The organism is Verrucomicrobiota bacterium (assembly GCA_016871535.1).
In the GTDB taxonomy this organism is placed as follows: Bacteria; Verrucomicrobiota; Verrucomicrobiia; order Limisphaerales; family SIBE01; genus VHCZ01.
In genome coordinates this window covers 35,940-61,551 of record VHCZ01000007.1, presented here as the reverse complement: position 1 = coordinate 61,551, position 25,612 = coordinate 35,940, and the positions used below count along the sequence as shown (strand labels likewise).

The window sequence follows — 25,612 nt, the reverse complement described above, 5'->3', positions numbered from 1 at the left end:
ACTGCCGCCCTTCGGGTTGCGCCGAATTTTGCCTGGGGCTGCGTTGCTCCTCGGTCACAGCCCCACTGGCGGGGGATGCTCGCTCGTCGCGCCTTGCCCCAGGCCAAATTGGGCGCAACGAACGTGAGCGTATTTACGAAACGGACCACTTAGGCAACTAAACCTCAGGCCTGCTGCGTAATACGCGGCATCAGGGCGAAAGGTTTCAAATCATTTGTGCGTGCAAATCAGATCGGCATTGGCATCGATGCCCCAGCGTTTGGCCACGAGTTCATGATCATGCGTGAGACCCCAACGATCGGGCTGCGGCTCGCCCACGTGGGCAAGGTTCGCGCCCTTCAATTCCATGCATCCCTTGTTGTCGCCGATCCTGCCGATGAATTCACATTCGTCTGGGCTCAAGTTGACCTCCGGCAACGACGCCAATTCATCAACTTTGGCCTCGATTGGTTTGGTGTTTGCACCAGCTTCCTGAATCAGAGTTGGGATGACGCTCCTCACGCCAGGTTGCGACAGGTTCCAAAGGCAAGCGAGTTGAAGCATGGTGGCCTTGCGCTTCGCCGCAACTTCACGCATTTGATCCATCTTCTCGCAGCCAGCTTCAACCCAGCCCGCCGGACGGAACGCCCGATGATCCTGTTGGCCGAATTTGTGTCCCGGCTTCACGTCGTCGTGAAATAGTCCGCCGTAATCGACCACCCGCGTGATGAGGTTCACTCCGTGCTTCACGGCCGCGGGAAGCACCAAGTGGCCGGGCCAGGGTTCGAGCGGATTCAGAATGATCATCGCCCAATCGAGCAACGGACCGAAGCGCTCGAAGCACAGAAGAACGTCGAGCGTAAATCCATTGGCCGGGCCCGGCGCGACGCCAAGGCGGTCCGTCAGGCTGTCGTCCTTGAGCTTATTCAGGGCGTCCCACACTTTGTCACTGGTGTAGCCGGTGAAATCCGGGTTGTGCAGCAACAGCAGATCGAAACGGTCCGCGTGGCAGCGGGCGAGAGATTTCTCCGCCGCCATCCGCAGGTAGTCGGAGTAGTCACCAGCCTTGTGGGTCGCCGTGAAACGCGGGTAACCCTTCGCGCCGGCGCGTGCGCCTTTGTAAAAATCATGGCCGATCGCGCCGACCAAGCAATACGAGTCGCGCGGGAGGCCAGCCAGCGCCCGGCCGAGCATTTCATCCGCCGCGCCCGCGCCATAGACATCCGCCGTCATGAACGTGCGGACACCTCGCTGGTAGGCATACTGGATCAGGTTGACGAAGCGCTCTTCGGACAGCGGTTCGCCGAAATGCATGTACCGTCCGCCGCTCCAGGTCCCAAAAGCTGTTTGAGTAACGTCCATAAGATGCCTCCCAATGAAAAGGCAGAAGCCACCTGGACGCAACGCCCGTTTTGCCAGGCGTATGATCTGTCACGATCTGTTCGATCCGTTAACGAATCACGGCAGCGACTGTTTGATGGGGGGGCTCACCTTCGGGCGTTGAGCGCTAATTGCAGGCGCAACATTGGCAAAGAGGTTAGGGTCCGCGAAAAAATAACTTGGCCGTTTGGCGGGAGACCCGCCTGGCCTTGGCAGAGACGCGAGGCAAATGTGTCAATAGTCATCTCTGACCCCTATACGCGTACGCCGAAATTATCCAAGTCAAGGGCCGCAGCTATCGGCTCCGTCACGGCGGACGATCCTCCGAGGACCAGGACGATTCCGATCTCGGCGGGCCGAGCCCCAAGTCCTGATCCTGGATGAAGTGGGCTACCAACCCCACCTCCCTGCCGAGGGACCAGCGTGCTGAGAGTACAAGCACGCGCGATGGCTTATTTTGGGTACGACCTCGGAACGGTCGTAGGAGAACCCAGCCGCCGGGATTTGTCGAGTCCAAAGCCGCCGCGATTCAGTGCGCGGAGCGCGCGGCGAGCGGGGGGCGCCACCGCCCAATCCTTTGCTTTGGAAATCTTCAACCCGCCGCGGCGTTTGGTTCACACCTTGCACCCCGCCCGGGACTCCCGGAAGAAAACGGAATTTCAAACCGCCGGTTTTCCACCACTTTCACGCCGCCGCTGACAAGCGTCAGCGCCCAGCGCTTCTCGAAGCTTTTTCGGGTGTCAAGCCGGTGGCCGGCTCGTGGAGAAACCGCGTTTCCGCGTGCTCATCGTCCCAGGAAATCACCGGCCGGCCTCCACCCCGTTTTTCCGCCTGGGCGCGATGCCGCTGGTTCGACAGAAAGTGGCTCAAGGTCGCGAGGAGAAAGGAGCGGAATTTTCCCTTCGAGCGATCCACGTGACTCAGGAAATTTCGCGCCAAATGGTCGGCGAAGAATTGTTGCGTCAGATCTTGCGCATCATGGAGGTCATAGCCTCGGCGACGGACGTACGCGTAGATGGCGTACCAATAAGTGCGGCAGAGCGCTTCCAGAGCATCGGCTGTTTCCGGCGAAGGACTTTGGCCGGCCGCCAATACGACGCTCCAATGAGTCGTGGCAAATAGGTGAGCATTGGACTGGCGCGCGGAGCGTTCGGAAGAACAGGATGCCATAGCGCTGTCTCGAAAGGGTCCGGATTGGACCGCAGGCTATCGGTTCGGTATCGGCGTGTCAAACGGAGCTTTCGCAGGTTTCGCGGGTTTTCGCGGGTACGATCTGTGCGATCTCTTGCGCGCGCCATGCCATCTGCGGTTCAGTGATGATCAGCCAACTGCCAAAGCCAAAACCGTCCTCCCTAAACAATCGGAGGCCGGCCCCGCCTCGGTGTGGACGGAATCGCCAGCCCTGCATGAAATGCCAGCGCACCTCCACCGAGTTCTTCTTGACCCGGCTCGATCAAGGACGTCGAGGTCCGAGAGAGTATCAACGCGGTGCTATTCCGGTGGGCATGGGGTAAAGCCACAGGGAAGGCTTCCATGAACTTCGAGCCCTGTGCGCGGACCATGAACCGACCACGATCGATTCAGACCCGCGCGCTCGACTTCGCACTCGATCCACTTATCATTCACCCATGCCGAAGCTAACACCGCCTCAGATCAAGATCGCGCTCCGCACCGTCCGACAATGGAAAAAGCGCGGAAAAACAATCTCGCGAACCTACCAGTTCAAAGATTTCCCCGCGGCGATCAAATTCGTGAATGCCGTCGCGCGAAGCGCTGAGAAAGCCTGGCATCACCCCGACATCAACATTCGCTGGAGCAAAGTGACCCTGACGCTCACTACGCATGACGCGGGCGGATTGACCGACAAAGACTTCACTCTCGCGGAGAAGTTTGACCTCGTTGGGTGACCTGACGCTCCGTGACCGACCTCAAGAATCTCTTCCGGCAGCACTTCGGCTCCTGGCCCGTCCATAGCGTCCAGGCGCCAGGCCGTTTGGAGTTGTTGGGCAATCACACGGATTACAACCAAGGATTGGTGATGTCGCTGGCCGTCGATAAGCACCTCCAGATGGCCTCCGCGCCGCGCAACGACGGCCAGATCGAGCTGGTGTCATCCGCGTTTCCGGAGAAAGAACGATTTGCCTGTGACGGTCTGGAAAAAGGCGATTCGGCCCCGTGGGCGAATTACGTCAAAGGGGTCTTGCTGCAACTGCGCAAGCGCAAGGTGAATTTCACCGGGTTCAACGCCGCGATTCACAGCACGATTCCGCTCGGCGCCGGCATGAGCAGTTCGGCCGCGCTGGAAATCGCGACCACGCTGTCGATTCGGCGTCTCTTCCCGTTTACTCTGAATCCGAGCGGACTGGCCGTGCCGCCGAAACGCAATTCTCGAGGAGAACTCCCGCCGCTCGCGAAGGCGGAAATGCTGGCTCTGGCCGGCGTGTGCCGCAACGCTGAGAGCGAGTTCGTGGGCGTAAATTGCGGATCGCTCGACCAGATTTCCTGTTTGTTCGGCAAGGAGGGGCACCTGGTGGAAATCGATTGCCAGCACTTGACCGTGGAGCACTTGCCGATGCCGCCGGGCGTCGCGGTGATCGTCTGTGATTCGGGAGTGAAACACGCCCTGAGCGACGGTGCTTACAACGCGTTGCGCCGCGAATGCGAATCGGCCGCGCGCGGTCTGGGCGCTGCCTCGCTTCGCGCGGTCAATGCCGCCCGACTGGAGGCCAACAAATCCAAATTAACGGAGCGCGAATACCAGTGCGCCTATCATATCGTGGGAGAGAACCGCCGCGTCGTTTGTGCCGGGCGCGCCCTTCGGGAAGGCGACCTGACTCAACTGGGGCAACTGTTGTTCGAGAGCCACGCCAGTTCGCGCGATTTTTTCAAAAACAGTTGTCCGGAATTGGATTTGTTGGTCGATCTCGCGCGGGTTCAACCGGGCTGTCTCGGCGCACGGCTGACCGGCGGAGGTTTCGGCGGCGCGACCATCAACTTTGTAAAGGAATCCGAAGCGCAAAGATTCTGCCGGGAGATCGCGAAAGAGTTCGAGGAGCGCACGGGAAGCCAGTTGTCGCCCCTGCGCTGCCGCAGCGTGGATGGCGCGAACTGAAATCGTCGCTGAAACTTGAACAGGATTACCCTTGCCCGAAAATCGCGAGTCGCTTTTCATAAGCCATGCGTTCACTGGCTCTCGCAACAGTAATCACTTCCAGATAGCAGGTGTGCATGCACGCACTGAAGACGCGGCGAACCCTGCGCAACCTCGAACCGTGACGAGCGGGCATCATGACTCAGCATAACATCGCGATGCTGGAGCGCGTTGGAGATTCCTTCAAGAGCCCAACCCAAAAAGTACGAGTGATCTCCGAACAATGGGCGCGGGAAAACCTCTATTACCCAAGCTGCCCTTCCGACAAACTAGTGGCTACTCCGACAAACACCAAGGCGATCGACTTTTACTGTCCAGGTTGCACTCTGTTGTTTCAACTGAAGAGCAAAGCTTCGCCAATTCGAGGGAGCATTCCGGACGCTGGCTATGCTGCTATGATCGACTCTATTAAATCAGGCCGAGTTCCGAACCTTTTTATACTTCACTAAGATTCAGAAACGTGGACTGCAAAGAACCTATTGCTTGTGCCGCACTATGCGTTCTCCGTTTCGGCAATCCTGAAACGGAAGCCGTTGGCCGCGACTGCAAGGCGGGCTGGATGGATTGGATGCAACATCCAGTTGGAGAACATTCCTCCGGCAGCCAGGATTCCAGTAATAATTGAGGGAGCGTTCCTGGAGAAGTCCATGGTCCGAGATAGCTACAGTCGGTTGAAATCACTGCAGACCTTGTCGACTACTCAGCGTGGATGGACTCTTGATGTGCTGCGTCTTATTCAAGTGCGTGAGTGGACAGGCTTCTCAACAAAGCAGGCATACTCACTGGAAAGCGAACTGAGAACTCTTTATCCGACGAACAGCCACATTAAGGAGAAGATACGTCAACAACTTCAAGTTTTGCGAAACCAAGGAGTTCTGGAACACGTCCAGCGAGGCGTATGGAGACTCGCCACACACTTCCAGGCAGGCTACGCACCAGTGGCGACTTGAGCGTCGCCCTGCGGATTAATCACGCCATCTTCCGCAATTCCATCCACATCGCGGCGCGGAAGGTTTTCTGCGGTTCCAGGAGAATCAGCTCGCGGTCTTTGGCCCGCGTGAACACATTCGGCAGCGAGGTCCACGGCTCGATGCAGTAGAACGGTTCCTCCGGCGTCTTGGCCCAGAGCGCGACGAAGCGGTGCTGCGGCGCGTCTTCGAAATTCAGAATGACTTCCAGTTCGCTGCCGGGATCCACCAGGACCAATTCGGATTTCTTCAATCCGGCCAGGAAAAGCGTGTCCGCCACGTCTTCCTGCACGCTCCAGTTCTGCGCCAGGAAGGGCTTCGCCGTAAAGGACGCGCCGCGGTCGTGCATCGTCATCCGTTTGGCTTCGGGAATTTCCACGAAACAATCCGCGCGCTCGCTTTTCGGCGTGAGCGGCACGGCGAAGTACGGATGAAAACCGGTCGCAAACGGCATCGCGTCCGGCGACCGATTCTCGACCACTTGCTCCCAGTGCAACCGTCCATTCGCCAGGCGGTAGGTGAGGCGATGACAGAAGGCGAAGGGATAATCTTTCCGCGTCGTTTCATTGGCGGTCAGTTCCAGGCTCACGGCAGCCGCGTCCTGGCGAACCACGGTCCACCTGGATCTCCGTCCGAACCCGTGCTGGGGCATGGGATACACCTGGCCGTTCCACTCGTAGTGATGGTCCTTGCCCGAGGCATGGTTGAAACTGACGAGCGGAAACAAGATCGGGTTGCCCGCGTACATCTCGCGCGGATAGCGGTCGATCACGGCTTGCGAGCAATGCAGTGCTTCGACCAGGCCGTGTCCTGGCATGGGGCGCGCATAACGCAGCAGCCAGCCGCCGAGTTGCGGAGCGATGGCGGCCAGGCTGCCATCGGTATCAGTCAACGTCACAAGAGTGTAATCAGGCATAAACTAAAGGCAGGCGAACGGAGGGCGAGGCTCGTGTCCCAAAGAGTGATATTTAACCATCAACGATCACGTCGCCAATCTAAGCAACTCCCTGCCGCCTGTCCATGCGATATCGGGGCCACAGCGTCAGTTGTCTCGGCGCCATCACTTGCAGAGCCAAAGCAACCGTGAAACGGCGACGGCGCTGCTGCATCCCTTTGGGCGAAACCATCACCGGCGGCCAATCGATCACGCCCCTGGACGGACAACCTCGAGGCCCGCCTCGGTTGCCGCAGTGGCTTGTCGCTCAATGAGGAGTTCATTCTCCGCCTGCAACCTCTTTTCCGTCTCCGGCCAGCGCTGGCGCAAGTCCCGGATCGTAATGGTTTTCATGGGCGAAGAGTAACATGGGTCACACAGGGGTCAATAATGGCGCGATGTGCGGCCACTTGATTACGTTCCGTTTCCTGATTCAATCGCGGCAGATGAAGATCCTGGTCATTGGGTCCGGAGGGCGCGAGCATGCGTTGGTTTGGAAACTGGCGCAGTCGCCGCGCGTCTCCGCGATGTGGTGCGCTCCGGGCAGCGCCGGCATCGCAGACGAACACCTGTCCAAAAATCAATCGCCGGTCGAGTGCGTGGCCGTTGGCGCGGAGGATTTGCCGAAACTGCTGGCGCTCGCGCAGGACAAAAAAGCGGACCTGACGGTCGTCGGGCCCGACAATCCGCTGGCGCTGGGGATCGTGGATTTGTTTCAGAACCACGGTTTGCGCATTTGGGGGCCGAACCAAAAGGCCGCGCGGTTCGAGTCGTCGAAGGTGTTCGCGCAACAATTCATGGAACGGCACGGCATTCCTTCGGCCAGAGCCGGAACCTTCGCGGAGCCGAAGACAGCCAGGGAATTCGCGGCGAAGCTGAGCGGCCGTTGCGCGGTCAAAGCGGACGGACTGGCGCTGGGGAAAGGCGTGCTCATTTGCCAAAGTGTTGCCGAAGCCGAACGGGCCATCGACGAAATCATGGTGAGCAAGGCGTTCGGCGCGGCCGGTTCGCAAGTCGTCATCCAGGAGTTTTTGGAAGGCACGGAGATTTCTCTCCACGTCCTTTGCGATGGGACCACGGCGAGAGTGTTCCCCACTTCGCAGGATCACAAGCGCGCGCTCGAGGGCGACCAGGGACTGAACACGGGCGGGATGGGCGCTTACTCCCCGGCGCCGTTCCTGAGTTCAACTCAGTGCGATGAGGCAGCGCGAAAAATCGTGGAGCCGTGGCTGCGGGGTTGCGCGGCGGAGGGAATCGATTTCCGCGGCATTCTTTATCCGGGCGTGATGCTGACCAAAGAAGGGCCAAAGGTTCTGGAATTCAACGCGCGTTTTGGCGATCCGGAGACGCAAGTTTATCTGACCCGATTGGAAAACGATTTGGTCGATTTGCTGGAAGCCAGCATTGACGGCACGCTCGCGAAGCACACCTTGCGCTGGAAGACGGACGCCGCCGTCTGCGTGGTCATGGCTTCCGGCGGTTATCCCGGCAGCTACGCCAAAGGCAAAGCGATCCGGGGATTGGCCGAGGCGGCCAGCCTGCCGAATACGAAAGTCTTTCATGCGGGCACAGTCCGGCAAGGCGACACGACCGTAACGAGCGGTGGGCGCGTGCTCGGTGTGACGGCCTGGGGGCCGAGTTTGGAAGTCGCGCAGAGGAATGCCTACGCGGCGGTGGAGAAAATACAGTTCGACGGCGCGCATTTCCGCCGCGATATTGCGGCCAAGGCGCTGCGATGAACGATTATGATTAGGATTACGAGCAGGAAAGTGCTGCCTCGGCCCGCGGCTCCAGGGCCAGTGCATGGCGGCTGTTGTGGGAGCTTCCGCCTGCTGTCCGTCCCCACGAACTCGGTAGGGACGGATTCCACTCCGTCCCTGATTTCGGCAAGGTGGAGGAGAATATCAGGGACGCGGTGGAACGCGTCCTTACCGGATTCACGGCGGCAAGGCGCGAATTCCAATTGGGGAATTCTCACTCTGATTCTTGGTTTGCTTCTCGCCCTGGCGGAGTCGGGAAATGCGGGCGAGCGGGCGGCGGGCGCCCAGGAGCTTCCTCAATTCCAGGAAGTTTACAGCCTGATCGGCTCCAATTTGAGCGGAGTCACCGAGACCGAACTGAATCGCGCGGCGGTGTTGGGCCTCGTGCATCAGCTTCGAACTCAAGTCATCTTGCTGACCAACGCGCCCGACGCGCGTCCGTCATCGGGAGACGATTCCCTGACCAAGACCGCAGTTTTCGATGGCGCTTACGCCTACGCGCGTCTCGGAGGAGTCCGCCAGGGAACGGCCCAGGCTTTTTTGAAGGCCTTCGGGCAACTGCAATCGAGCAACAAACTCAGCGGACTGGTTCTCGATCTTCGATTTGCCGCCGGAGACGATTACACGGAATCTGCAAAGCTGGCCGACCTCTTCATGAGCAATGAACAGCCTCTGCTCAAGTGGGGCGACACGGCTTTGCGTTCCACGGACAAAACGAACGCGATTTCCTTGCCGTTGATCCTGCTCGTGAATCCGGCCACGGCTGGCGCTGCGGAAGCGTTCGTCGCGGCGTTGCGGTCGGCGGGGACCGGACTGGTCGTGGGCGGTCCGACGGCGGGGCACACCCACGCCTTCAGACAGTTTCCCCTCAGCCAGGGTCACAAGATCGGCATTGCGGCGGGGCGGATCGAGGCTGGAAAGGGGAAACTCCTCTCCGAAGAGGGCATCGCGCCGGACATTCTCGTGAAAGTCCGTCTCGAATCGGAGAAATCATATTTGGACAATCCCTTCAACGCTTTGGCAACAGGAGGTGCCTCGCGGCCGAGGCGGGACGAATCGAGCCTCATTCGTGAAAGGCAAGGGGAGCCTGAAGGCGAGAATGCGCTCGCCTCCCCAAACGAGCCGCCCCCCGCATCGATCATCCAGGATCCGGCTTTGGCGCGCGCGCTGGACGTGTTGAAAGGCCTGGCGATGGCGAAGGCTCCGCGTCGCTGAGTGCCTGCTGGACTTTCTTCACCGCACCTTTGGCGTCCTGGCGTATCCCCTCAGTTAACGACGGTGGGGCGACGCTCCTGCAGAGCCGTTCTTCGATGGCATTGGCTCGGCGGGAGTCTCGCCCCACCCTCAACTGAGAAGCTGTGAAAAAATTGGAAATTGCCAAAACTCACTGATGTAACTGCTTGATAGCCAAAACGAGTTTTTTGTGTGCTGGAGAATTTTTCAATTTTTTCACAGCTCCTGAGGGCATACAGGGCATAGGTCCTGGCGGATTTCGCCGTTGACGATTTGGGCGGTGCGCCCCACTTTTGATGGGACGTTCGGAGCATGAAGACCATTCTGTTCGTTTGTACCGGCAACGTTTGCCGCAGCCCGATGGCCGAAGGCCTCTTCCGTCACGCCATGAAAGGCAGTGGTGACTATCGGGTTGTGTCGGCCGGGGTCGGCGCTGTCGATGGTCAACCGCCGAGTCCCAACGCCGTCCGGGCTTTGCGGGAACTGGGGATTGACATCTCCCGCCAACGCAGCCGGTCCCTGACTGCCGAGTTGGTGCAGGAAGCCGACTACATTTTCGGCATGACGCACGGCCACGTGGACGCGGTGATCATGCTCTATCCGCAAGCGGCCGAAAAAACGTTCGTGCTCCGGGAATTTGACGAGACCCTCGACGTGTTCGAGAAGGACATCTCGGACCCCATTGGCGGCTCCTACGAGGTGTATTTGAGCTGCCGGGACCAGATCGAACAAGGCATCGCCTCAATGCTTAAATTCATGGAACAAACTACCTCTCTTTCGCCCGCCAGCCATGAATCGAACCCGACGCTTAGACTGAGCATCGGTTCTGACCACGCGGGTTTCACGCTCAAGGAAACGCTCAAGGAACATCTCCTCAAGAAGGGAATCGAGGTCATCGACGTCGGCACGCACTCCGCCGAATCGACGGATTACCCGGACTACGCCCAGGCGGTCGCCCAGCGGGTGGCGGACGCGCAAAGCCACCTCGGCTTGCTCGTTTGCTCCACAGGTGTGGGGATGAGCATCACCGCGAACAAAGTGCCCGGAGTCCGGGCGGCTCTGGCGTTCAATGAGGAAATGGGCACGCTGGCCCGGCAACATAACAATGCGAACGTCTTGTGCCTGGGGCAGAAGGTGACGCCTCCGGAAGAAGCCAAGAAGACCCTCGATGCTTTCCTCAACGCTCACTTCGAAGGCGGGCGGCACGAGCGCCGCGTGCAAAAGATGGAAACGCTCTCCAAGGTCCGCAGCGCGAAATTGAAGCATGTCGATCCGGAAATCGCCGAGGCCATTTACCTGGAGAAGTTGCGCGAACAGGAGAACATCGAATTGATCGCGAGCGAAAACTTCACCAGCCCGGCAGTTCTGGAAGCCCAGGGTTCGGTCTTGACCAACAAATACGCCGAAGGTTACCCGCGCAAACGCTGGTACGGCGGTTGCGAGTACGTCGATGACGTCGAGCAACTCGCCATCGACCGCGCCAAATCGCTCTTCGGCGCCGAACACGCCAATGTGCAGCCGCATTCGGGCAGCAGCGCGAACATGGGGGTGTATTTCGCGTTCCTCAAGCCGGGCGACAAATTGCTCACCATGGACCTGAGCCACGGCGGACATCTCACCCACGGCAATCGGGCGAACTTTTCCGGGAAGTTCTTCGAGGTCATCCATTATGGCGTGCGCAAGGACGACGAACGAATTGATTACGACCAGCTCGCTCAACTCGCCCGCGAACATCGGCCTCGGATGATCACCGTGGGCGCCAGCGCTTACCCGCGCCAGATCGATTTTGCGCGCATGGGTGAAATCTCGCGCGAGATCGGCGCGTATCTTCTCGCGGATATCGCGCATATTGCCGGGCTGATCGCCGCCGGGCTGCACCCGAGTCCCGTTCCGCACGCCGACTTCGTGACCACGACGACCCACAAGACGCTCCGGGGCCCGCGAGGCGGTTTGATTCTCTGCAAGGAGAAGTACGCCCGCGAGATCGACTCGCAGGTTTTTCCGGGCATCCAGGGCGGACCGCTCATGCACGTGATCGCGGCTAAAGCGGTGTGCCTTCAGGAAGCGCTGATGCCGGGCTTCCGGCTTTATCAGGAACAAATCCTCAAGAACGCCCAGGCGCTGGCCGACGCGATGCAGCGAAACGGATTCCGTCTCGTGAGCGGAGGCACGGACAATCATCTGATGCTGGCCGACGTCGGCGCCCGGGGCCTCACCGGCAAAGAGTGCCAGATGGCTTTGGATGAGGCGGGAATCACGGTGAACAAGAACACCATCCCCTTCGAGACCCGCTCGCCGTTCCAGGCCAGCGGCGTTCGCCTTGGCTCTCCGGCCGTCACCACGCGAGGCATGCGCGAAGCGGAAATGGCCGCCATCGGCGACATGATCAGTGAAGTTCTCCTCGACATCAAAAGCCTTGACGTGGCCCGCAAGGTGCGCGAACGTGTCCGCGAATTGACCGCAAGATTCCCCTTGCCCTATTGATTAATCGTTGCGGCCGACCTCCGGAAGCAACCCCGGCCATAACTGCCCTAGATCAAAGAATCTTGCTTTGAGATCTTAAACCATCGTTCCAACGTCCGTTGTTATTCCAGTTCCCTTTGTTGGAACCCAATCAGAATTGAGTAATATGTCAAAGACTGCCACGAAGAAACCCGCCCGGCCCAGGGGCGGTGCCAAATCGAAGCTCAAAGCTCCCGAGACGCCCGGAAATGGCGAGGGTGCGGTCGATCTGGCTTCGCCGCAATTGGAAGAAGCTCCGCCACCTTACCCCGCAGAACCGGCGGTGGAATCGATAACGTCGGAACCCAAAGAGCCTGCCGCCGCCGCGCCCGTAGCCCAAGAGACACCCGCGCCGCCGAAGAAACGTCCCGCGCCCGAAAAGAAACCCACGGGCCCGACGATCAACATTGCGCAGCTCCAGGCGATGTCCATGGTGGACCTCAATAACATCGCCAAAGAAATGGGGATCGAGAACTTCGGCACGATGAAGAAGCACGAAGTGATCTTCCAGATTCTTCAGAAGAACGCCGAACGGAGCGGCATTCTCTTTGCCGAAGGCGTGCTGGAGATTTTGCCGGAAGGCTTCGGGTTCCTGCGCTCGCAAAGCTTCAACTACTTGCCTTGCCCGGAGGACATCTATGTTTCGCCGTCGCAGATCCGGCGTTTCGACCTGCAGACCGGAGATTTGGTTGCAGGACAAATCCGGCCTCCGAAAGAAAAGGAACGATTCTTCGCTTTGCTCAAAGTGGAAGCCGTGGCGAACGAAGAGCCGGACAAAGCCAAAGACAAAACTCATTTCGACAATCTCACGCCGCTTTTCCCGAACAAGCGTTTCCTGCTGGAGACGCGCTCGGATGAACTCTCCACGCGCGTGCTGGATTTGGTCTGCCCGATAGGCAAAGGCACGCGCGGTCTGATTGTCGCTCCGCCGCGCACCGGCAAGACCGTGCTGCTGCAAAACGTGGCCAACGCCATCATCAAGAACAACCCCGAAGTTTACCTGTTCATTCTGCTGATCGACGAGCGGCCCGAGGAAGTCACGGACATGGAACGGACTTGCCGGCCCGCCGAAGTGATCAGTTCGACTTTCGATGAACCGCCGGAACGCCACGTGCAGGTCGCGGAAATGGTCATCGAAAAAGCCCGGCGCATGGTCGAGCACAAGAAAGACGTCGTGATCCTCCTCGACTCGATCACGCGTCTGGCCCGCGCTTACAACACGATCCAGCCGCACTCCGGCAAAATCCTGTCGGGCGGCGTCGATGCAAACGCCCTGCACAAGCCCAAGCGTTTCTTTGGAGCCGCGCGAAATATCGAGGAAGACGGCTCGCTGACCATCATGGCCACGGCGCTCGTCGATACCGGGTCGCGCATGGATGAAGTCATCTTCGAAGAATTCAAAGGCACGGGGAACATGGAAGTCCACCTGGACCGCCATCTGGTGGACCGCCGCATCTTCCCGTCCATCAACATCGAGTTGTCCGGCACGCGCAAAGAAGAATTGCTCTACCACCCGGACGAATACACGCGGGTGGTCGTGCTGCGCCGCGCGCTGACCGGCGTGCCGCCAGTGGAAGCGATGGAGTTGCTGCTCAACAAGCTCAAGAAGACGCGCAGCAACATCGAGTTCTTGCTTTCGATCGGGGCGGCATAGTCTGGACTTAACCAATATGAGCCTGACGGTAGGGCGAGCCTGTCCCAGCGAGCCGAGTCGGACGTGTTCCAGGCACCGGCGAGCGGCTCACCGGGACCGACTCGGCCTACCGGGTTCACGGGGCGTGAGCATGGTGTGCTCGGCGAACTGACCACTCAATTGCTTCAAGGCCAGGCGCTCGCGGACGATCAAGTCCGCTTGGCCATCGCGCAGCTCATCGAGGAACAGATTCCCGCTGAAGCCAAAGCCGAATTCCTTGCGGCCCTGGCGCGCAAAGGGGAAACTACCAACGAAATTGCCGCTTTTGCGCGCGAACTCCGGGACCGCGCCATTCAGCCACCTCTCGATCCCGAAACTCGGCAGCGGGAAATCCTCGACGTTTGCGGAACGGGCGGCGATCGCCTCAACACGTTCAACATCTCCACGACCGTGGCTTTGGTTGTGTCGGCCGCCGGAGTTGCCGTCGCCAAACATGGCAACCGCGCGATCACGTCAAAATCCGGAAGCGCCGACGTGCTTGAGGAATTGGGGATTCCGATCGACCTGACGCCGGAGCAAGCCGCGACTTCGTTGCGCGAACACAACTTCGCGTTTTTCTTCGCGCCCAAATACCACCCGGCTTTCAAACACATCGGTCCCGCCCGGAAATTGTGCGCGGAACGCGGGCAGCGCACGATCTTCAACTTCCTGGGTCCGCTGCTGAATCCCGCGCGCCCTTCCGCGCAGCTCATCGGCGTTCCGCAGCCCGAGCTTTGCGAACCGATGGCGCGCGTGTTGCAATCCCTTGGCGTGCGCCGAGGCATGGTCGTGAGCGGCGCTGCGGGCGAAGGTTTTCTCGACGAACTCTCCACGCTCGGTGGAAACACGATTGCGGAGTTTTACCAGGATCGCGGCTTTTCCGTTTCTGCGCTGCCGGCGGAATCGTTTGCCTTAAGCCTGGCCCGTCTTTCGGACCTGGCGGGAGGCGATCGTGCGGCCAACGCACGGACCGTCCGGGAACTGCTCGCGGGCCGCGAGCGGGGCCCGAAGCGTGATGCCGTCCTGCTCAATGCCGGCGCGGCCCTGTTTGTCGCCGCCAAGACGCGATCGATGCACGAAGCAATCCAGTTGGCCTCGGAAGTGATCGACTCCGGGCAAGCGCTGGCGAAACTCGAAGAGCTTTCGAGCGCGAAGCCATAGGCGGCAGCCTTGCCATCGAGAGCGTGAAGATGCGTGGAGAGCGCATCGAATGAGGACGCTGAGTTTCTTGGAAACATGAGAAGCGAGCCAACGCACCTCCTCTCCCCAGCCCTCTCCTCCCTTCGGGAAGCGAGGGAGAAGACTCGTTGGCCGACAGTTTTAATCGCGCCCGAATCGCTGTGGCGCGCTTGACGGAGATAGGGGTTTTCCCGGAGACTCGCGCCCATGTACAAGATTGTCGGGGCAGACAGAAAGGAATACGGGCCCGTCACCGCCGAACAAATCATCCAATGGATCAAGGAGGGCCGCGCGAATGGACAAACGATTGCCCGCTTCGAGGAAGGACCCTGGAAACCCCTTTCGACATTTCCTGAATTCGCGGAAGTCCTGGGACCGGCAGCACCGGCAGCACCGGCCGGTCCGCCGCCGTTGTCCGCGAGCGCCCCTCCGCTTGCAGCTTCCCCGCCTCCGGCTTCGTCGAACTTCGGGGCAGGCCCCCGCAACAACGGCATGGCCATCGCCGGACTCACCTGCAGCCTCCTCGGCATTGTTTGCTGCGGCCCGATTTTTGCCACCCTGGGACTGATTTTTTCCTGCATCGGACTGGTGCAAGTCAACCGAAACCGGCAGCAGTATTCCGGGACCGGGCTGGCCTGGGCGGGGATCATTATCGCGCTGGTGGATTACATCTTGTTCGCGGTCTTGATTAAGACCACGGACATCTTCGAGAGAATCCTCAAAAACCTTCCTCACTGACGCCGCGTCCGCGTCACGGCGTTTATGTACAGAATCATCGGAGGCGATCAGCAAGAGTACGGTCCGGTCAGCCCGGACCAAGTCCGCCAATGGATTTTGGAAGGCCGGGCCAACCGCGATACCCGGGCGCAAATCGATGGGGCGAACGAGTGGAAAACGCTGGGGAGCTTCCCGGAGTTTGCCGACGCCCTGGCGGCGCAGATTCCCTCTAGCTCGAGTCCGCCAACTTCTCTATCGGCTGCGGATACGGCTTCGCTGGCTGACGAATACGCGCGGCGGGCGGAGTTGCTCGACATCGGTCTTTGCATCACGCGGAGCTGGACACTGCTGCGGCAGAACTTCTGGCTGCTGGCCGGCGCGTCGGCGGTCATGCTTCTAATTCACGTTGCGCTGGAGTTCGTGCCTCTGGTCGGCCAGGTCGCGGGCATCGTCCTCAACCTTGTCCTGTGGGCCGGGCTTTATTGGCTGTTCTTGAAGCGAATTCGCGGCCAGGAAGCCGATTTCGCCGACGCGTTTGCCGGCTTTCAAATCAACTTCGTGCAACTTTTGCTGGCCAGCATTGTGACCACGGTCCTGATCGTGGTTGGACTATTCCTGTGCGTGCTGCCGGGCATCTATCTGATCGTCGCGTGGCTGGGGTTTGGCCCCCTCCTGATCATCGACCGGCGGCTCGATTTCTGGCCGGCTCTGGAACTGAGCCGGAGGGTCGTCTCGCGCACATGGATGTCCTGGTGGTCGGTCCTGGCGCTTTTCGTTTTGACACTCGTTATTCTCCTGGCAGGTGTGCTGGCTTTGGGGATCGGCGTGTTCGTGACGTTGCCACTCGCCACCGGCGCGGTAGTGTACGCCTATGAAGATGTTTTTGGCCCGGGTTCCACCACGTCCGCTTGATCGTCCTACGGCCTGGGCCTGCGTCGCTGCGAACCTGCTCGTTCTGCCCGGTCTGGGTTCATGGATTGTGGGGCGTGTCGTGGGCCTGGTGCAAATGGCGCTCTCCCTCGCCGGGTTTGGTTTAACGCTCAGCTGGGCCTTTTGGCTGGTGAAAGTCTGGTGGGCGCTCAAGCACCTGCCTGTGGAGCCTGGTCCGCATCTGGCCAAGGCCGTCACAGGTGTTCTCTTGTTTGCCGCAGCGTGGCTCTGGGCGCTGGGGAGCAGTATTGCCATCCTGCGCGGGGCGACTGCGAAAAACTGATTCATGAGATGCGGCCTCTCCACCGTGGCGCACCGGCGGCCCCCTGAAATAGAACCGCCGCGACTCCAGACACCCTTACCCGGTTGGCGATTGGTTCCGCCATTGCTCCTGCTGGGCGCGCTAGGCTCCATTAACCTGGCGGCATTCCTTACTAACTTGGCTGTCGCCTGGCCTGCTTGCGGGATGCGCCTCTTGACGGGATTGCCTTGTCCTCTTTGTGGCGCGACTCGTTGTTTGGCCTCCGTCGCTCGCCTGGAGTTTGCCCCGGCGTTCGTTCTTAATCCCCTGGTCTTTCTGGCTGTCTGCGCAGCCTTCGTTTGGTTCTTGTTCTGGCTCGCGGTCCCGCGCTTTCGTGTTCCGACTCGGACTTCTCGGATTCTTGGGGTTTCGTTTTCGTTCCGCTTCTGGCTCATTCTACTGACTCTGAACTGGGTCTTCCTCTGTTTGTCTCTGCCTTGAATCCGGCCCCAACGCTGGGCTGCCCATGAACCTCGGAGCGCCGGTCTCCGATCCGGCGCGATTCTCAAGCCGGCACAAGCCGCGGCGCTTTGCAGATGATCGCCGCGCCGCCGCAGATAATCCCGCTACCCCGGAAGAGAATTTACGCCAACCAACCAACTAACCAGTTAGTGCGGTCTGAATCTGGGAAGCCCACGAACCGGAAGCCGCCGCACACCCGCTGGGTGGAGGCCACGATTTTCACAGCCCCCCTCTGCGTTCATCCGCGTTCTACAGTATCTGCGGTTCAACAGCGGATTTACGTTCAGACGTCGATCACATCGGAGGGTTTGGCGACAGGCGGCGGCGAAGCTCCCGGTTGTTGTTTGCGCCTCAGCGCCACAACCAGGGCGACGCACCCCGTCCAGGTCGGCAACATATCCACGATCGGGATGATCTCCACCAGGAACGTCGGAAGCAGCATCGGATGAAAACCGATCAGATAACTGATCCCCACCAGCGCGATCAAGTCGATGAATTCGTCGAGGAACGTCCAGCCGAACGGGCCAAGGAGCACCTGCAGCGCATCCGCTGCAAGAGCCAGCACAAACGCCAGACCGACTCGGCCCGGGGTGAGAACCGGTGTGCGAAAAAGGTTCATTGCGGCATCCACGCGCGCTCGCGCCCAATCGATCCGCAAGAACGACTTGGGCGAACGCTTGCTCAGAATAATTCAGGATCTCGTCCCTGGCAATGCACCTCGCAAACCGCCCGCATTCCTTTCGGTCAAAACTTTCTTCCTTTTTTCTGCTCGAACGGCGCGGGGAAATCTAGCAAGGTTGCGCACCTATGAAACCGTCTTCTCTTAAATCAGCCATTTCACGCCGCCATTTTCTCACCACGACGGGTGCCGCGCTCGCCGCGCCGATGATCATTCCTGCCAGCGCGCTGGGCCAGCAAGGCCGGCCCGCGCCATCGGAACGCATCGTTATTGGCATCGTCGGCTGGGGTATGCAAGGGCCCCACAACACAAAAATGTTGATGGCGGAAAAGGACTGTCAGGTCGTCGCCGCGTGCGATCTGGACACGCGTCCGCTCCAGCAGGCGCTCAATACCATCAACGGCCATTACAAAAACAACGACTGCAAATCCTACCGCGACTATCGCGAGATGTTTGCGCGAACGGACATCGATGCCGTGATGCTGGCGATTCCCGACCATTGGCACGCGCTCGCCTCCACCGAGGCGGCGAATCAGAAGAAGGACATTTTCGGCGAAAAACCTCTGGCGCGAACCATCGCCGAGCAGCAAGCCATCGTGAAAGCCGTGCAGAAGAATCAACGCATCTGGCAGACCGGTTCGTGGCAGCGTTCCGAGGCCCACTTTCACATGGCCGCCGAAATCGTGCGCAACGGGCTGATCGGCAAAGTCACGCGCGTTGAGGTCGGTCTGCCGGCGGGACATAACGATTTTAAGGGCACCGGGGACAAGCTGTTCGTTTCGGATCCCCCGCCGGAGTTGGATTACAACACGTGGCTTGGACCTTCGAGATGGATGCCTTACGTCGAAGGCCGCCTGCACATGAACTGGCGCTGGAATTACAACTTCGCCGGCGGCCAGTTGCTGGACTGGATCGGACATCACTGCGACATCGCGCATTGGGGCCTGGGCTTCGATAACGCCGGGCCAACCGAAGTCGAAGGCCAGGGCGAATTCCCGCCGTCTCACGCCGTGTGGAATACGGCCACGAAATACCGTTGTGAACTGAAGTATCCTGACGGGATCACTATGACCATCGCGGGCGGGCACAGCGATATCCGCGGCGGGACAAAATGGATCGGGACCGACGGCTGGGTTTGGGTGAACCGCGGCGGGTTCGGTCGCGGCTTCGAGGCCTCGAACGAGGAATGGCTCAAGTGGCGAGCCGTGCCGGAGGACCTGCGGAAGATCAAGCTCTACCAATCGCTCAATCACTGGCGCAATTTCGTGGATTGCATCAAGTCGCGAAAGCCGACCATCACGCCGGCCGAAACCGCGCATCACTCCGCCATTCCGGGTCACCTCGGCCTGATCGCGATGCTGACGGGCCGCAAGATCAAGTGGGATGCCGCGAAAGAACAGATCGTCGGCGATCCGGAAGCGAGCGAGCTGCTGACGCGGCCCTATCGCGCGCCGTGGAAGCTGGCGTGATCTGATTTGGGATTCTGGATTTCCGATCTCGGTAGGGACGGATTCCACTCCGTCCCCAATCAAACCTCGAGGCAGACGGTCGAGACGATGGACCGACGGAGGCCACCGGTTCTTCCTCTGTCCGTCTCTCTGTTCAAGGGACGCCTCAAAGATTAGTCAGGGACGGAGTGGAATCCGTCCTTACCACGCTAAACAAGGAGAGGGAGTTCAGCGCGCTAAGGGACTGCCCGCGCCGTCAGCATGAATGGTATTCTCGATCACTTGAGAGATTTCTGTGCCGTCGGCGGCGGTGATGGAGTATTTGATCCGCATTTGCATGGAGGGCTGCATGTCGGGGATGTGGAGCAGAACTGACTTTCTGTCCGCTGAAAGTGTGGCCGACGAAACTTCGACAGGATCGCGTCCCGCCACTCCCTTCTGGCTGATCTTGAAATCCTGCGAGCCGTAGCTGGCCGTCCGCTGGTAAGTCCAACGGCTTACGGCATAGTTCTCCGCATCCCCTGCGGTCCGAGGATCCAACGCCCCACTGAACGTGATGGCCATTCCCTCTTTCGTCCCGCGCAGCGCGACCGGCACATAGACCGGCTTGCCTGTGTATCGAATGCGGTAGAAACCGCCGTGTCGCGTCTTGTTGCTGGACCAACCGAACAAACCGCCGGCGTAAAGCTGGCCATCGCCCGAATGAAACCGCCCGCGCATGATTCCCGTCGGCGTCTCGGCGATGGGCAACGCAACCAATCCGCCTTGAAGCTGGTCCCCCACGCGTTGGTGAAGGATGTTGTAAATCCGGCCTGTGCCGTAGGACAAACTGAGCAGCGCGCCTTTGAGCGGCCCCCAGCGATCACTCGTCACCCATAATTGTTCGGCGGGCGAGCGATCGAACGTTTTGTGGATCCAAAGCACCGGCAGCTTGAAATCGTCCGGCCTCCGGCCTTCGTGGTAGCCCATCATGTTCCCGTAAAAGCCGCCGGGCGTGATCCAGTTGATCCGGTTTTGCGGTGTCCAGTGCCCTTCCTGATCGCTCATCACGAAGGTGCCGTTGTCGTTCACGCAAACTCCGTTCGGCGCGCGGAAGCCACTGGCCACAATTTCCGATTTCGATCCATCCTTGCTCACTTTGATCAATGTGCCGTGCTGCGGCACGAGCGCGTCCTTGGCGTGGCGCGCGGCTTTGGCGTAATAGAAATGGCCCTCACGGTCCGTCTGCAGGTCCATGGCAAACTCATGAAAGTGTTCGGTAACCTGCGCGTCGTTGTTGAAATTCTCGTAAAAATCCGTGGCGCCGTCGCCGTTCAAGTCACGGAGCACAGTGATCTGGTCGCGACAAGTCACGAAGATCTGTTCCTCCACGATTTTCAACCCGAGCGGCTGGAAGAGGCCGCTCGCGATGCGTTTCCACGTGAACGAATCGAACGAGCCTCCCAGTCCGTCCACGATCCACACATCCCCCTGCCACGTGCAAACCGCGGCGCGCCGGCCATCCTTGAAAAAATCGAACCCACCCACGCGCATCCAGGAGCGGTACCGGTTCGTCGTCGGCAGGGTGATGCTCTCGACAACGTAAGGGCCGCCGGTATCGCCGATGACTTCCACGCGGGTCGTCGTGGATTCTTTCCACAGTTCCGATTCGCCTCCGGTCAATCTGTGCAAGTCAAGCGGGGCTTCAGAGGCACGCACGAGGTCGGCGAAGGGTTGAACGGCGGTGTCGTCGGCCATCTGGGAAAAAAACAATTTCAGACGAACGGGATCTCGGCCAGAGGCAATCCTCAGCCGCAAATCACCCTCGGGCGTCGTCAGCCATTTCAAATCGCCGGGGCCTCCGACCACGGCGACTGCCGTTCTGCTGGCTTTGGGTGAGCGATCTCCGTTTTGGCTGTTTTGAGATCTGCCGACGGGCGGGCGAATGAGAGCGATTCCTTCGCTGCCAACCGGTGATCGATCCAGGTTACCAACAAATTTCGTTTGCCCCGGGATTCCGCGCGCCACCTGCAGAATCAGGTCCTTCGGCCGCGGTCCCAGATTGAACGTCCGCGTCAGCGTGCGGTTTGTCTCCGGTCCCTCCGAGCCGGGCGATTCGAGGACGGGCGTAGCGCCGATCGTGTAGGAGAGCACGACCTGATTGCCGTGAACATAGAGTCCCTTCCAATGTCCCCATTTTCGCGGCATAGGGCCGTAGAGGTTGCCGTCGCGTCCAATCAAACGCCGGTCATTGAAATCGCCTTCGGGGCTCGCCCAACCGGGCGCATCGGGATTGATGAAAACGTCGTGGCCCAGAATCGAGGCGTGAACCTCGTGCTGGCCGTTGAAGGCGATATTCTTCCAATCGATGAAATCCGGACCCGTCCAGCCCGCGGCGCAACGCAGCGTGTCTGTTTCGAATAGAACGAACTCGCGCCCGCGTGAAACTCCACCGGAACCTGGATCGACACGGATGGCGATGCCCTTGTTCGCAATGTTGCCGGGCGCCACTTCGAGTGTCGCGGAAAGGTACGGCCCATAGTCCATGTCGATGTATTCCTTGCCGGTTGGACCGCGTGAGGCCATGGGCTGAGCCAGGAGCGGGGAAGCCGCAAGCACGAGGCAGCAGAGGAGGAACCCAACGCAGCCCCAGTTCACGCGCCAGCGTCTTGGAGTGCGGCAGCCCACTTCCGCTATTGAACCATTCCGGCAGAAGAAGAACGCCAGAGGACTCTGGAAGGAGCAGAGAGGACTGGCGCACTCCAAAACCTGGCGGTGCGTGCCAGTCCTCGTGCTTGGAACACGTCTGGATTGGCTCGCTGGGGACAGGCTCGCCCTACCTGGCGTCATGAGAAAGCACTTCAAGGATTCACTCCGCTTCCTAAATCTTTGCGCAGGGGAGAGAAATTTCCTTCTTCGCAGCAGCGGACGAAACCTTCCGTCACCGCTTTCAGTTCTTCCCAGCGCGCCCGGATCGCTTTGGATTCCTGTTTCGTAATCGAATTATCCGCCGCGGCGGACGCAATCACCGCCAGGAGATCGGCGAATTCCTGGACGATCTGGTTCGTCGCGGGAATCAGGAAATGTGGATGCGGCCAGCTGGATTTCCGGTTCTTGATGAAAAACCCGCCGGTGCGCTCGCAAATCCATTGCACGATTCGGGCGTCGTTCGTGCAGCGCACCAGAGCTTCGATGCGGCCGAGCGGATTGGCGGTGCCGCTGCCGGCTTCGGCGGGTTCGGCCCATTTGTAAATGAGGGAAAGCGAGAGGCCCATGGCGGCTCCGATTTCCTTGGCGTTCCCATCTCGCAGCACTTCGTGCAGGATTTCGTGGGATTGCATGGTGCGAACATTGATAAGGAAATCTCCGCTTGGCAAGGGGAAGGTGGACGCCATGCTTTGCCGATTGACTTTCAGTCGGCTTTTTTCAATCTCATCCGGTCACGAGAATAACCGAGAAAGGAACACCTATGGCCTCGATGCACGAAGTGGATTACAAGATTTACGGCGACGACATGCAGTTTGTGGAAGTGGAACTGGATCCCCAGGAGGCCGCCGTCGCGGAAGCAGGCGGAATGATGTACATGGAAGATGGCATCGAGATGGAGACCATCTTCGGGGATGGCTCGCAACAACGGAGCGGTTTCCTGGGCGCGCTGGTCGGCGCGGGCAAGCGGTTGCTCACGGGCGAATCCCTGTTCATGACCATCTTTCAAAACCGATGCGCCGGAAAAAAGAAAGTTGCCTTTGGCGCGCCCTATCCAGGGAAAATCATCGCCGTTCACCTGAGCGAGATTGGCGGGGAATTGATCGCTCAGAAAGACTCGTTCCTCTGCGCGGCGAAAGGAGTCACGGTCGGAATTGCGTTTCAGAGAAAGATCGGCGCGGGCTTATTTGGCGGGGAAGGATTCATCATGCAGCGATTGCAGGGCGACGGCTGGGCGTTCATCCACGCGGGCGGCACGCTTCTGCAACGCGACCTGGGGCCGGGCGAATTCCTCCGCGTGGACACGGGCTGCATCGTCGCGTTTCAACCGTCGGTTGATTACGACATCCAGATGGTGCGCGGGATCAAGTCGATGTTTTTTGGCGGAGAAGGTCTGTTCTTCGCGACGCTGCGCGGGCCGGGCCGTGTTTGGCTGCAATCGCTGCCCTTGAGCCGTCTGGCGGACCGCATTTACGCGGCAGCTCCGCGCGCAGGTGGAAGCGGCCGCGAAGAAGGGTCACTCTTGGGCGGCCTGGGACGGATGCTGGATGGGGACAGATAGATGGCGGATAGTTCGGTCTATTGCGGTTGAATTGCCGCTTCCAAGTTTCATTTCAGTCCGGGTCGTTTAGTGGGCGGCTGATAGTCGCGGTGCCAATAGAGCTGCCACAGACGCTCCAGCGGCACAGTTTCCGCATGGAAATCGAAGAAGCTCACGTTGACGAGCCGGGAAGCAATTTCTCCGGCGAATGATCCCTCGGGACAGGGTTCACTCCTGACCCATGACGTGGAATAGTCATCCCTGCCATCCCTTGGGTGGTTCCCAAGAAAAGATCTCTTGCCGGCAGATCCGTAGCTTTGGGATAAACGCCCTCGCAGACAGCATCTGCCAACACGGGAGTCTGTGACGGCTGGTCAATCTGCCCTTCATTCCGAAAATCCGCCGGCGGGCCGCCTGGGCTGGGCGATCCGACGAGCCAAAGGTTGCGCGCGTAACTACTCACGAACCACCGCTGCGGAAGGGGAGGGTTCCCCGCACCGCGTAATGCCCAGGCCGAATTGAGCGAACCGCGAATGATCGCAGGCGGGTTGCCAGAGTTCAGCGCCAGGTTCGCTGAGGGTCGCGGAGCAGACGGACAAACCGAAGCTTCATTGGTCAATCCCCAATGCTCCAGATACCAGTCGCTGAACTCTGCTCCCACTGACCGCCTGCCATCGTCAGCAAAAAGATGTGCGGTACAGTCCATGTTCAGTTGCCTGAGATTGTTCAGGCACTTGACGCCATGGTCGCGCCTTTTGGCCTGACTCAGCACGGGAAGAAGCAGACCGGCTAGGATCGCAATGACCGCGATGACGACCAGCAATTCGATCAGCGTGAATCCTCCGTTGTTTCTCTGACTCGGCATTCGTTTCAAGGACTCTCGACTTCCTTTCAGCTCGATCCTCTCGACAGTCGCGAGGCTATCGCGTGGGCGTTGCTGTGTAAAGCGTTGTCAAAATAGGGCCTGAACACAGCAATTTTGGTGAAGTTTTCCCGCCCGGAACCGTCGAAGATGAGTTGTTCGGCAATCTGAGGACGATGAATCCGGTTTTGTTACGCAAGAGCGCATCCCAGAATGTAGGGCAGACTTCCAGCCTGCCAGTTCGAGCGGCATCTTGCCGCGCGAACGACGGCGGAAAAACGCGTCCTTGTACAAACAGGCCGTCCGTCTTGAACCTGGTAGAACGAGTCCGTCCCGGCGAACCGCTCGACGCGATTCGAACTTGTCCTGATCGGCTCGCTGGGGACAGGCTCGCCCTACCTCGACGACACGCGCGAACGCGCGAACGCTCCAACACTCCCACGCCCCCAGGCTTCTCGCTCACGCTGCTTCTCCTCGCTGTCCTCACGCTCTCCGGTTGCTCAACCGCCCATTACCGAAAGTCCGCCGACCGCGAAGCGGCCAAGGTGATCGCGGAGAAAACTCCCGCGGTCCCCAACATGGATCCCGCCTTCACCATCGAGCAGGACAAGAAGATTTTGCTCGAAGGTTATCCAACGTCCACGAACGAAGAAGCCGCGTTCGGCGCAGACAAAGCCGTGGAAGTTGGCGCATCTATCCTGACGCTGGACGACGCCCTAAGCCTCGGCGTCAAACACAGCCGCACCTACCAGAGCCAGAAGGAACAGGTTTTTCTCGAAGCCTTGAACCTCACGCTGGCGCGCCACCGGTTCACGCCGATCTTCTCGGCGGGCGCCAGCGAAACCTACCAGACGCGCGTCCTGGCCGTGGATTCGTCGGAAATCAAAGAGCGCATCGTCACGCACGACACCCAGTTTCAATCCACGGTCGCGGTTGATTTCAGCAAGTACGCCAAAGCCGAGTTGCTCGGCGACGGATCGGCGCGGCAGAACCTCCGCAAACTCGAAGACGACCTGTTGGTCGCGCAAAGCGAGCTCAAGATGGCCGAGACCAAACTGGCGGGCAGCGAGCGGCTCCGCGCCAAAGATTTTCTCACCAAGACGGAGTACGAAAACGACAAGCTCACCGTCGAAAAAGCCACGCTCAAGGGCAAGACCGCCAAAACGGCGTTGGATTTGTTCATCAAGTACGAATTCACCAAGTCGGCCTAAGAATTCCTGTCGAAGTACG

At 59.7% G+C, this 25,612-nt stretch carries 23 protein-coding genes; 16 read left to right on the top strand and 7 right to left on the bottom strand.

Going from position 1 to position 25,612, the window contains the following annotated elements; genetic code table 11:
* Window positions 1–210: 210 nt before the first annotated feature.
* Window positions 211–1,341 (bottom strand): aldo/keto reductase, encoded by a 1,131-nt coding sequence (locus tag FJ398_02205; GenBank protein MBM3836771.1) that lies wholly within the window; start codon window positions 1,339–1,341, stop codon window positions 211–213.
* Between the two features lie 723 nt (window positions 1,342–2,064).
* Window positions 2,065–2,529, bottom strand: a complete 465-nt coding sequence (locus tag FJ398_02200; GenBank protein MBM3836770.1) for a hypothetical protein — start codon at window positions 2,527–2,529, stop codon at window positions 2,065–2,067.
* 458 nt (window positions 2,530–2,987) lie between these two features.
* Here FJ398_02200 and FJ398_02195 point away from each other — a divergent pair, with 458 nt between their 5' ends.
* The 4 genes from FJ398_02195 to FJ398_02180 all read left to right on the top strand — a co-directional run bounded on the left by FJ398_02195 (window position 2,988) and on the right by FJ398_02180 (window position 5,460).
* Window positions 2,988–3,266 (top strand): 4a-hydroxytetrahydrobiopterin dehydratase, encoded by a 279-nt coding sequence (locus FJ398_02195; GenBank protein ID MBM3836769.1) that lies wholly within the window; start codon window positions 2,988–2,990, stop codon window positions 3,264–3,266.
* A gap of 11 nt (window positions 3,267–3,277) precedes the next feature.
* Entirely contained in the window at window positions 3,278–4,471 is a 1,194-nt protein-coding gene (locus tag FJ398_02190; protein MBM3836768.1) for a hypothetical protein, read from the top strand.
* A gap of 176 nt (window positions 4,472–4,647) precedes the next feature.
* The gene (locus FJ398_02185; protein ID MBM3836767.1) at window positions 4,648–4,959 is read left to right on the top strand and encodes a hypothetical protein; all 312 of its coding nucleotides are present in this window, start codon (window positions 4,648–4,650) and stop codon (window positions 4,957–4,959) included.
* A 30-nt stretch (window positions 4,960–4,989) separates the two neighbouring features.
* Window positions 4,990–5,460, top strand: a complete 471-nt coding sequence (locus tag FJ398_02180; protein MBM3836766.1) for a dam-replacing family protein — start codon at window positions 4,990–4,992, stop codon at window positions 5,458–5,460.
* Between the two features lie 19 nt (window positions 5,461–5,479).
* Here FJ398_02180 and FJ398_02175 read toward each other — a convergent pair whose 3' ends face one another.
* A complete protein-coding gene (locus FJ398_02175; GenBank protein ID MBM3836765.1) occupies window positions 5,480–6,394 on the bottom strand; it encodes a hypothetical protein in 915 nt (304 codons plus the stop codon).
* A gap of 464 nt (window positions 6,395–6,858) precedes the next feature.
* Between FJ398_02175 and purD the strand changes: the two genes are divergently transcribed.
* The 9 genes from purD to FJ398_02130 all read left to right on the top strand — a co-directional run bounded on the left by purD (window position 6,859) and on the right by FJ398_02130 (window position 17,147).
* Window positions 6,859–8,151: a phosphoribosylamine--glycine ligase gene (gene purD / locus FJ398_02170; GenBank protein ID MBM3836764.1), complete on the top strand. Its 1,293-nt coding sequence runs from the start codon at window positions 6,859–6,861 to the stop codon at window positions 8,149–8,151.
* A 6-nt stretch (window positions 8,152–8,157) separates the two neighbouring features.
* On the top strand, window positions 8,158–9,387 hold the full coding sequence (locus tag FJ398_02165; protein ID MBM3836763.1) for a hypothetical protein: 1,230 nt from the start codon (window positions 8,158–8,160) through the stop codon (window positions 9,385–9,387).
* A 330-nt stretch (window positions 9,388–9,717) separates the two neighbouring features.
* A complete protein-coding gene (rpiB, locus tag FJ398_02160) occupies window positions 9,718–11,889 on the top strand; it encodes a ribose 5-phosphate isomerase B (protein MBM3836762.1) in 2,172 nt (723 codons plus the stop codon).
* Window positions 11,890–12,034: 145 nt separating this feature from the next.
* The gene (gene rho / locus FJ398_02155; protein MBM3836761.1) at window positions 12,035–13,561 is read left to right on the top strand and encodes a transcription termination factor Rho; all 1,527 of its coding nucleotides are present in this window, start codon (window positions 12,035–12,037) and stop codon (window positions 13,559–13,561) included.
* A gap of 135 nt (window positions 13,562–13,696) precedes the next feature.
* On the top strand, window positions 13,697–14,740 hold the full coding sequence (gene trpD, locus FJ398_02150; protein ID MBM3836760.1) for an anthranilate phosphoribosyltransferase: 1,044 nt from the start codon (window positions 13,697–13,699) through the stop codon (window positions 14,738–14,740).
* 225 nt (window positions 14,741–14,965) lie between these two features.
* The gene (locus FJ398_02145; GenBank protein MBM3836759.1) at window positions 14,966–15,496 is read left to right on the top strand and encodes a DUF4190 domain-containing protein; all 531 of its coding nucleotides are present in this window, start codon (window positions 14,966–14,968) and stop codon (window positions 15,494–15,496) included.
* 24 nt (window positions 15,497–15,520) lie between these two features.
* A complete protein-coding gene (locus FJ398_02140) occupies window positions 15,521–16,387 on the top strand; it encodes a hypothetical protein (GenBank protein ID MBM3836758.1) in 867 nt (288 codons plus the stop codon).
* Window positions 16,347–16,688 carry a DUF4175 domain-containing protein gene (locus tag FJ398_02135; GenBank protein MBM3836757.1) on the top strand — a complete coding sequence of 114 codons (342 nt, stop codon included), beginning with the start codon at window positions 16,347–16,349 and terminating at the stop codon, window positions 16,686–16,688. Before FJ398_02140 ends, FJ398_02135 begins: the two co-directional genes overlap by 41 nt.
* Window positions 16,689–16,691: 3 nt before the next feature.
* Window positions 16,692–17,147 carry a DUF2752 domain-containing protein gene (locus tag FJ398_02130; protein MBM3836756.1) on the top strand — a complete coding sequence of 152 codons (456 nt, stop codon included), beginning with the start codon at window positions 16,692–16,694 and terminating at the stop codon, window positions 17,145–17,147.
* 304 nt (window positions 17,148–17,451) lie between these two features.
* Here the strand turns inward: FJ398_02130 and FJ398_02125 are convergent, their stop codons facing one another.
* Window positions 17,452–17,787: a hypothetical protein gene (locus FJ398_02125; protein ID MBM3836755.1), complete on the bottom strand. Its 336-nt coding sequence runs from the start codon at window positions 17,785–17,787 to the stop codon at window positions 17,452–17,454.
* Between the two features lie 188 nt (window positions 17,788–17,975).
* Between FJ398_02125 and FJ398_02120 the strand changes: the two genes are divergently transcribed.
* The gene (locus FJ398_02120) at window positions 17,976–19,316 is read left to right on the top strand and encodes a Gfo/Idh/MocA family oxidoreductase (protein MBM3836754.1); all 1,341 of its coding nucleotides are present in this window, start codon (window positions 17,976–17,978) and stop codon (window positions 19,314–19,316) included.
* A gap of 207 nt (window positions 19,317–19,523) precedes the next feature.
* On the opposite strand, the gene FJ398_02115 is transcribed toward FJ398_02120, so the two are convergent.
* Together FJ398_02115 and FJ398_02110 are read right to left on the bottom strand one after the other, a co-directional pair.
* Window positions 19,524–21,860, bottom strand: a complete 2,337-nt coding sequence (locus FJ398_02115; GenBank protein ID MBM3836753.1) for a hypothetical protein — start codon at window positions 21,858–21,860, stop codon at window positions 19,524–19,526.
* Between the two features lie 275 nt (window positions 21,861–22,135).
* The gene (locus FJ398_02110; GenBank protein MBM3836752.1) at window positions 22,136–22,615 is read right to left on the bottom strand and encodes a hypothetical protein; all 480 of its coding nucleotides are present in this window, start codon (window positions 22,613–22,615) and stop codon (window positions 22,136–22,138) included.
* A gap of 128 nt (window positions 22,616–22,743) precedes the next feature.
* On the opposite strand from FJ398_02110, the gene FJ398_02105 reads away from it, so the two are divergent.
* Window positions 22,744–23,541: a TIGR00266 family protein gene (locus tag FJ398_02105; protein MBM3836751.1), complete on the top strand. Its 798-nt coding sequence runs from the start codon at window positions 22,744–22,746 to the stop codon at window positions 23,539–23,541.
* Window positions 23,542–23,692: 151 nt separating this feature from the next.
* On the opposite strand, the gene FJ398_02100 is transcribed toward FJ398_02105, so the two are convergent.
* On the bottom strand, window positions 23,693–24,385 hold the full coding sequence (locus FJ398_02100) for a type II secretion system protein (protein MBM3836750.1): 693 nt from the start codon (window positions 24,383–24,385) through the stop codon (window positions 23,693–23,695).
* 305 nt (window positions 24,386–24,690) lie between these two features.
* Between FJ398_02100 and FJ398_02095 the strand changes: the two genes are divergently transcribed.
* Window positions 24,691–25,593 carry a hypothetical protein gene (locus FJ398_02095; protein ID MBM3836749.1) on the top strand — a complete coding sequence of 301 codons (903 nt, stop codon included), beginning with the start codon at window positions 24,691–24,693 and terminating at the stop codon, window positions 25,591–25,593.
* Window positions 25,594–25,612 lie beyond the last annotated feature (19 nt).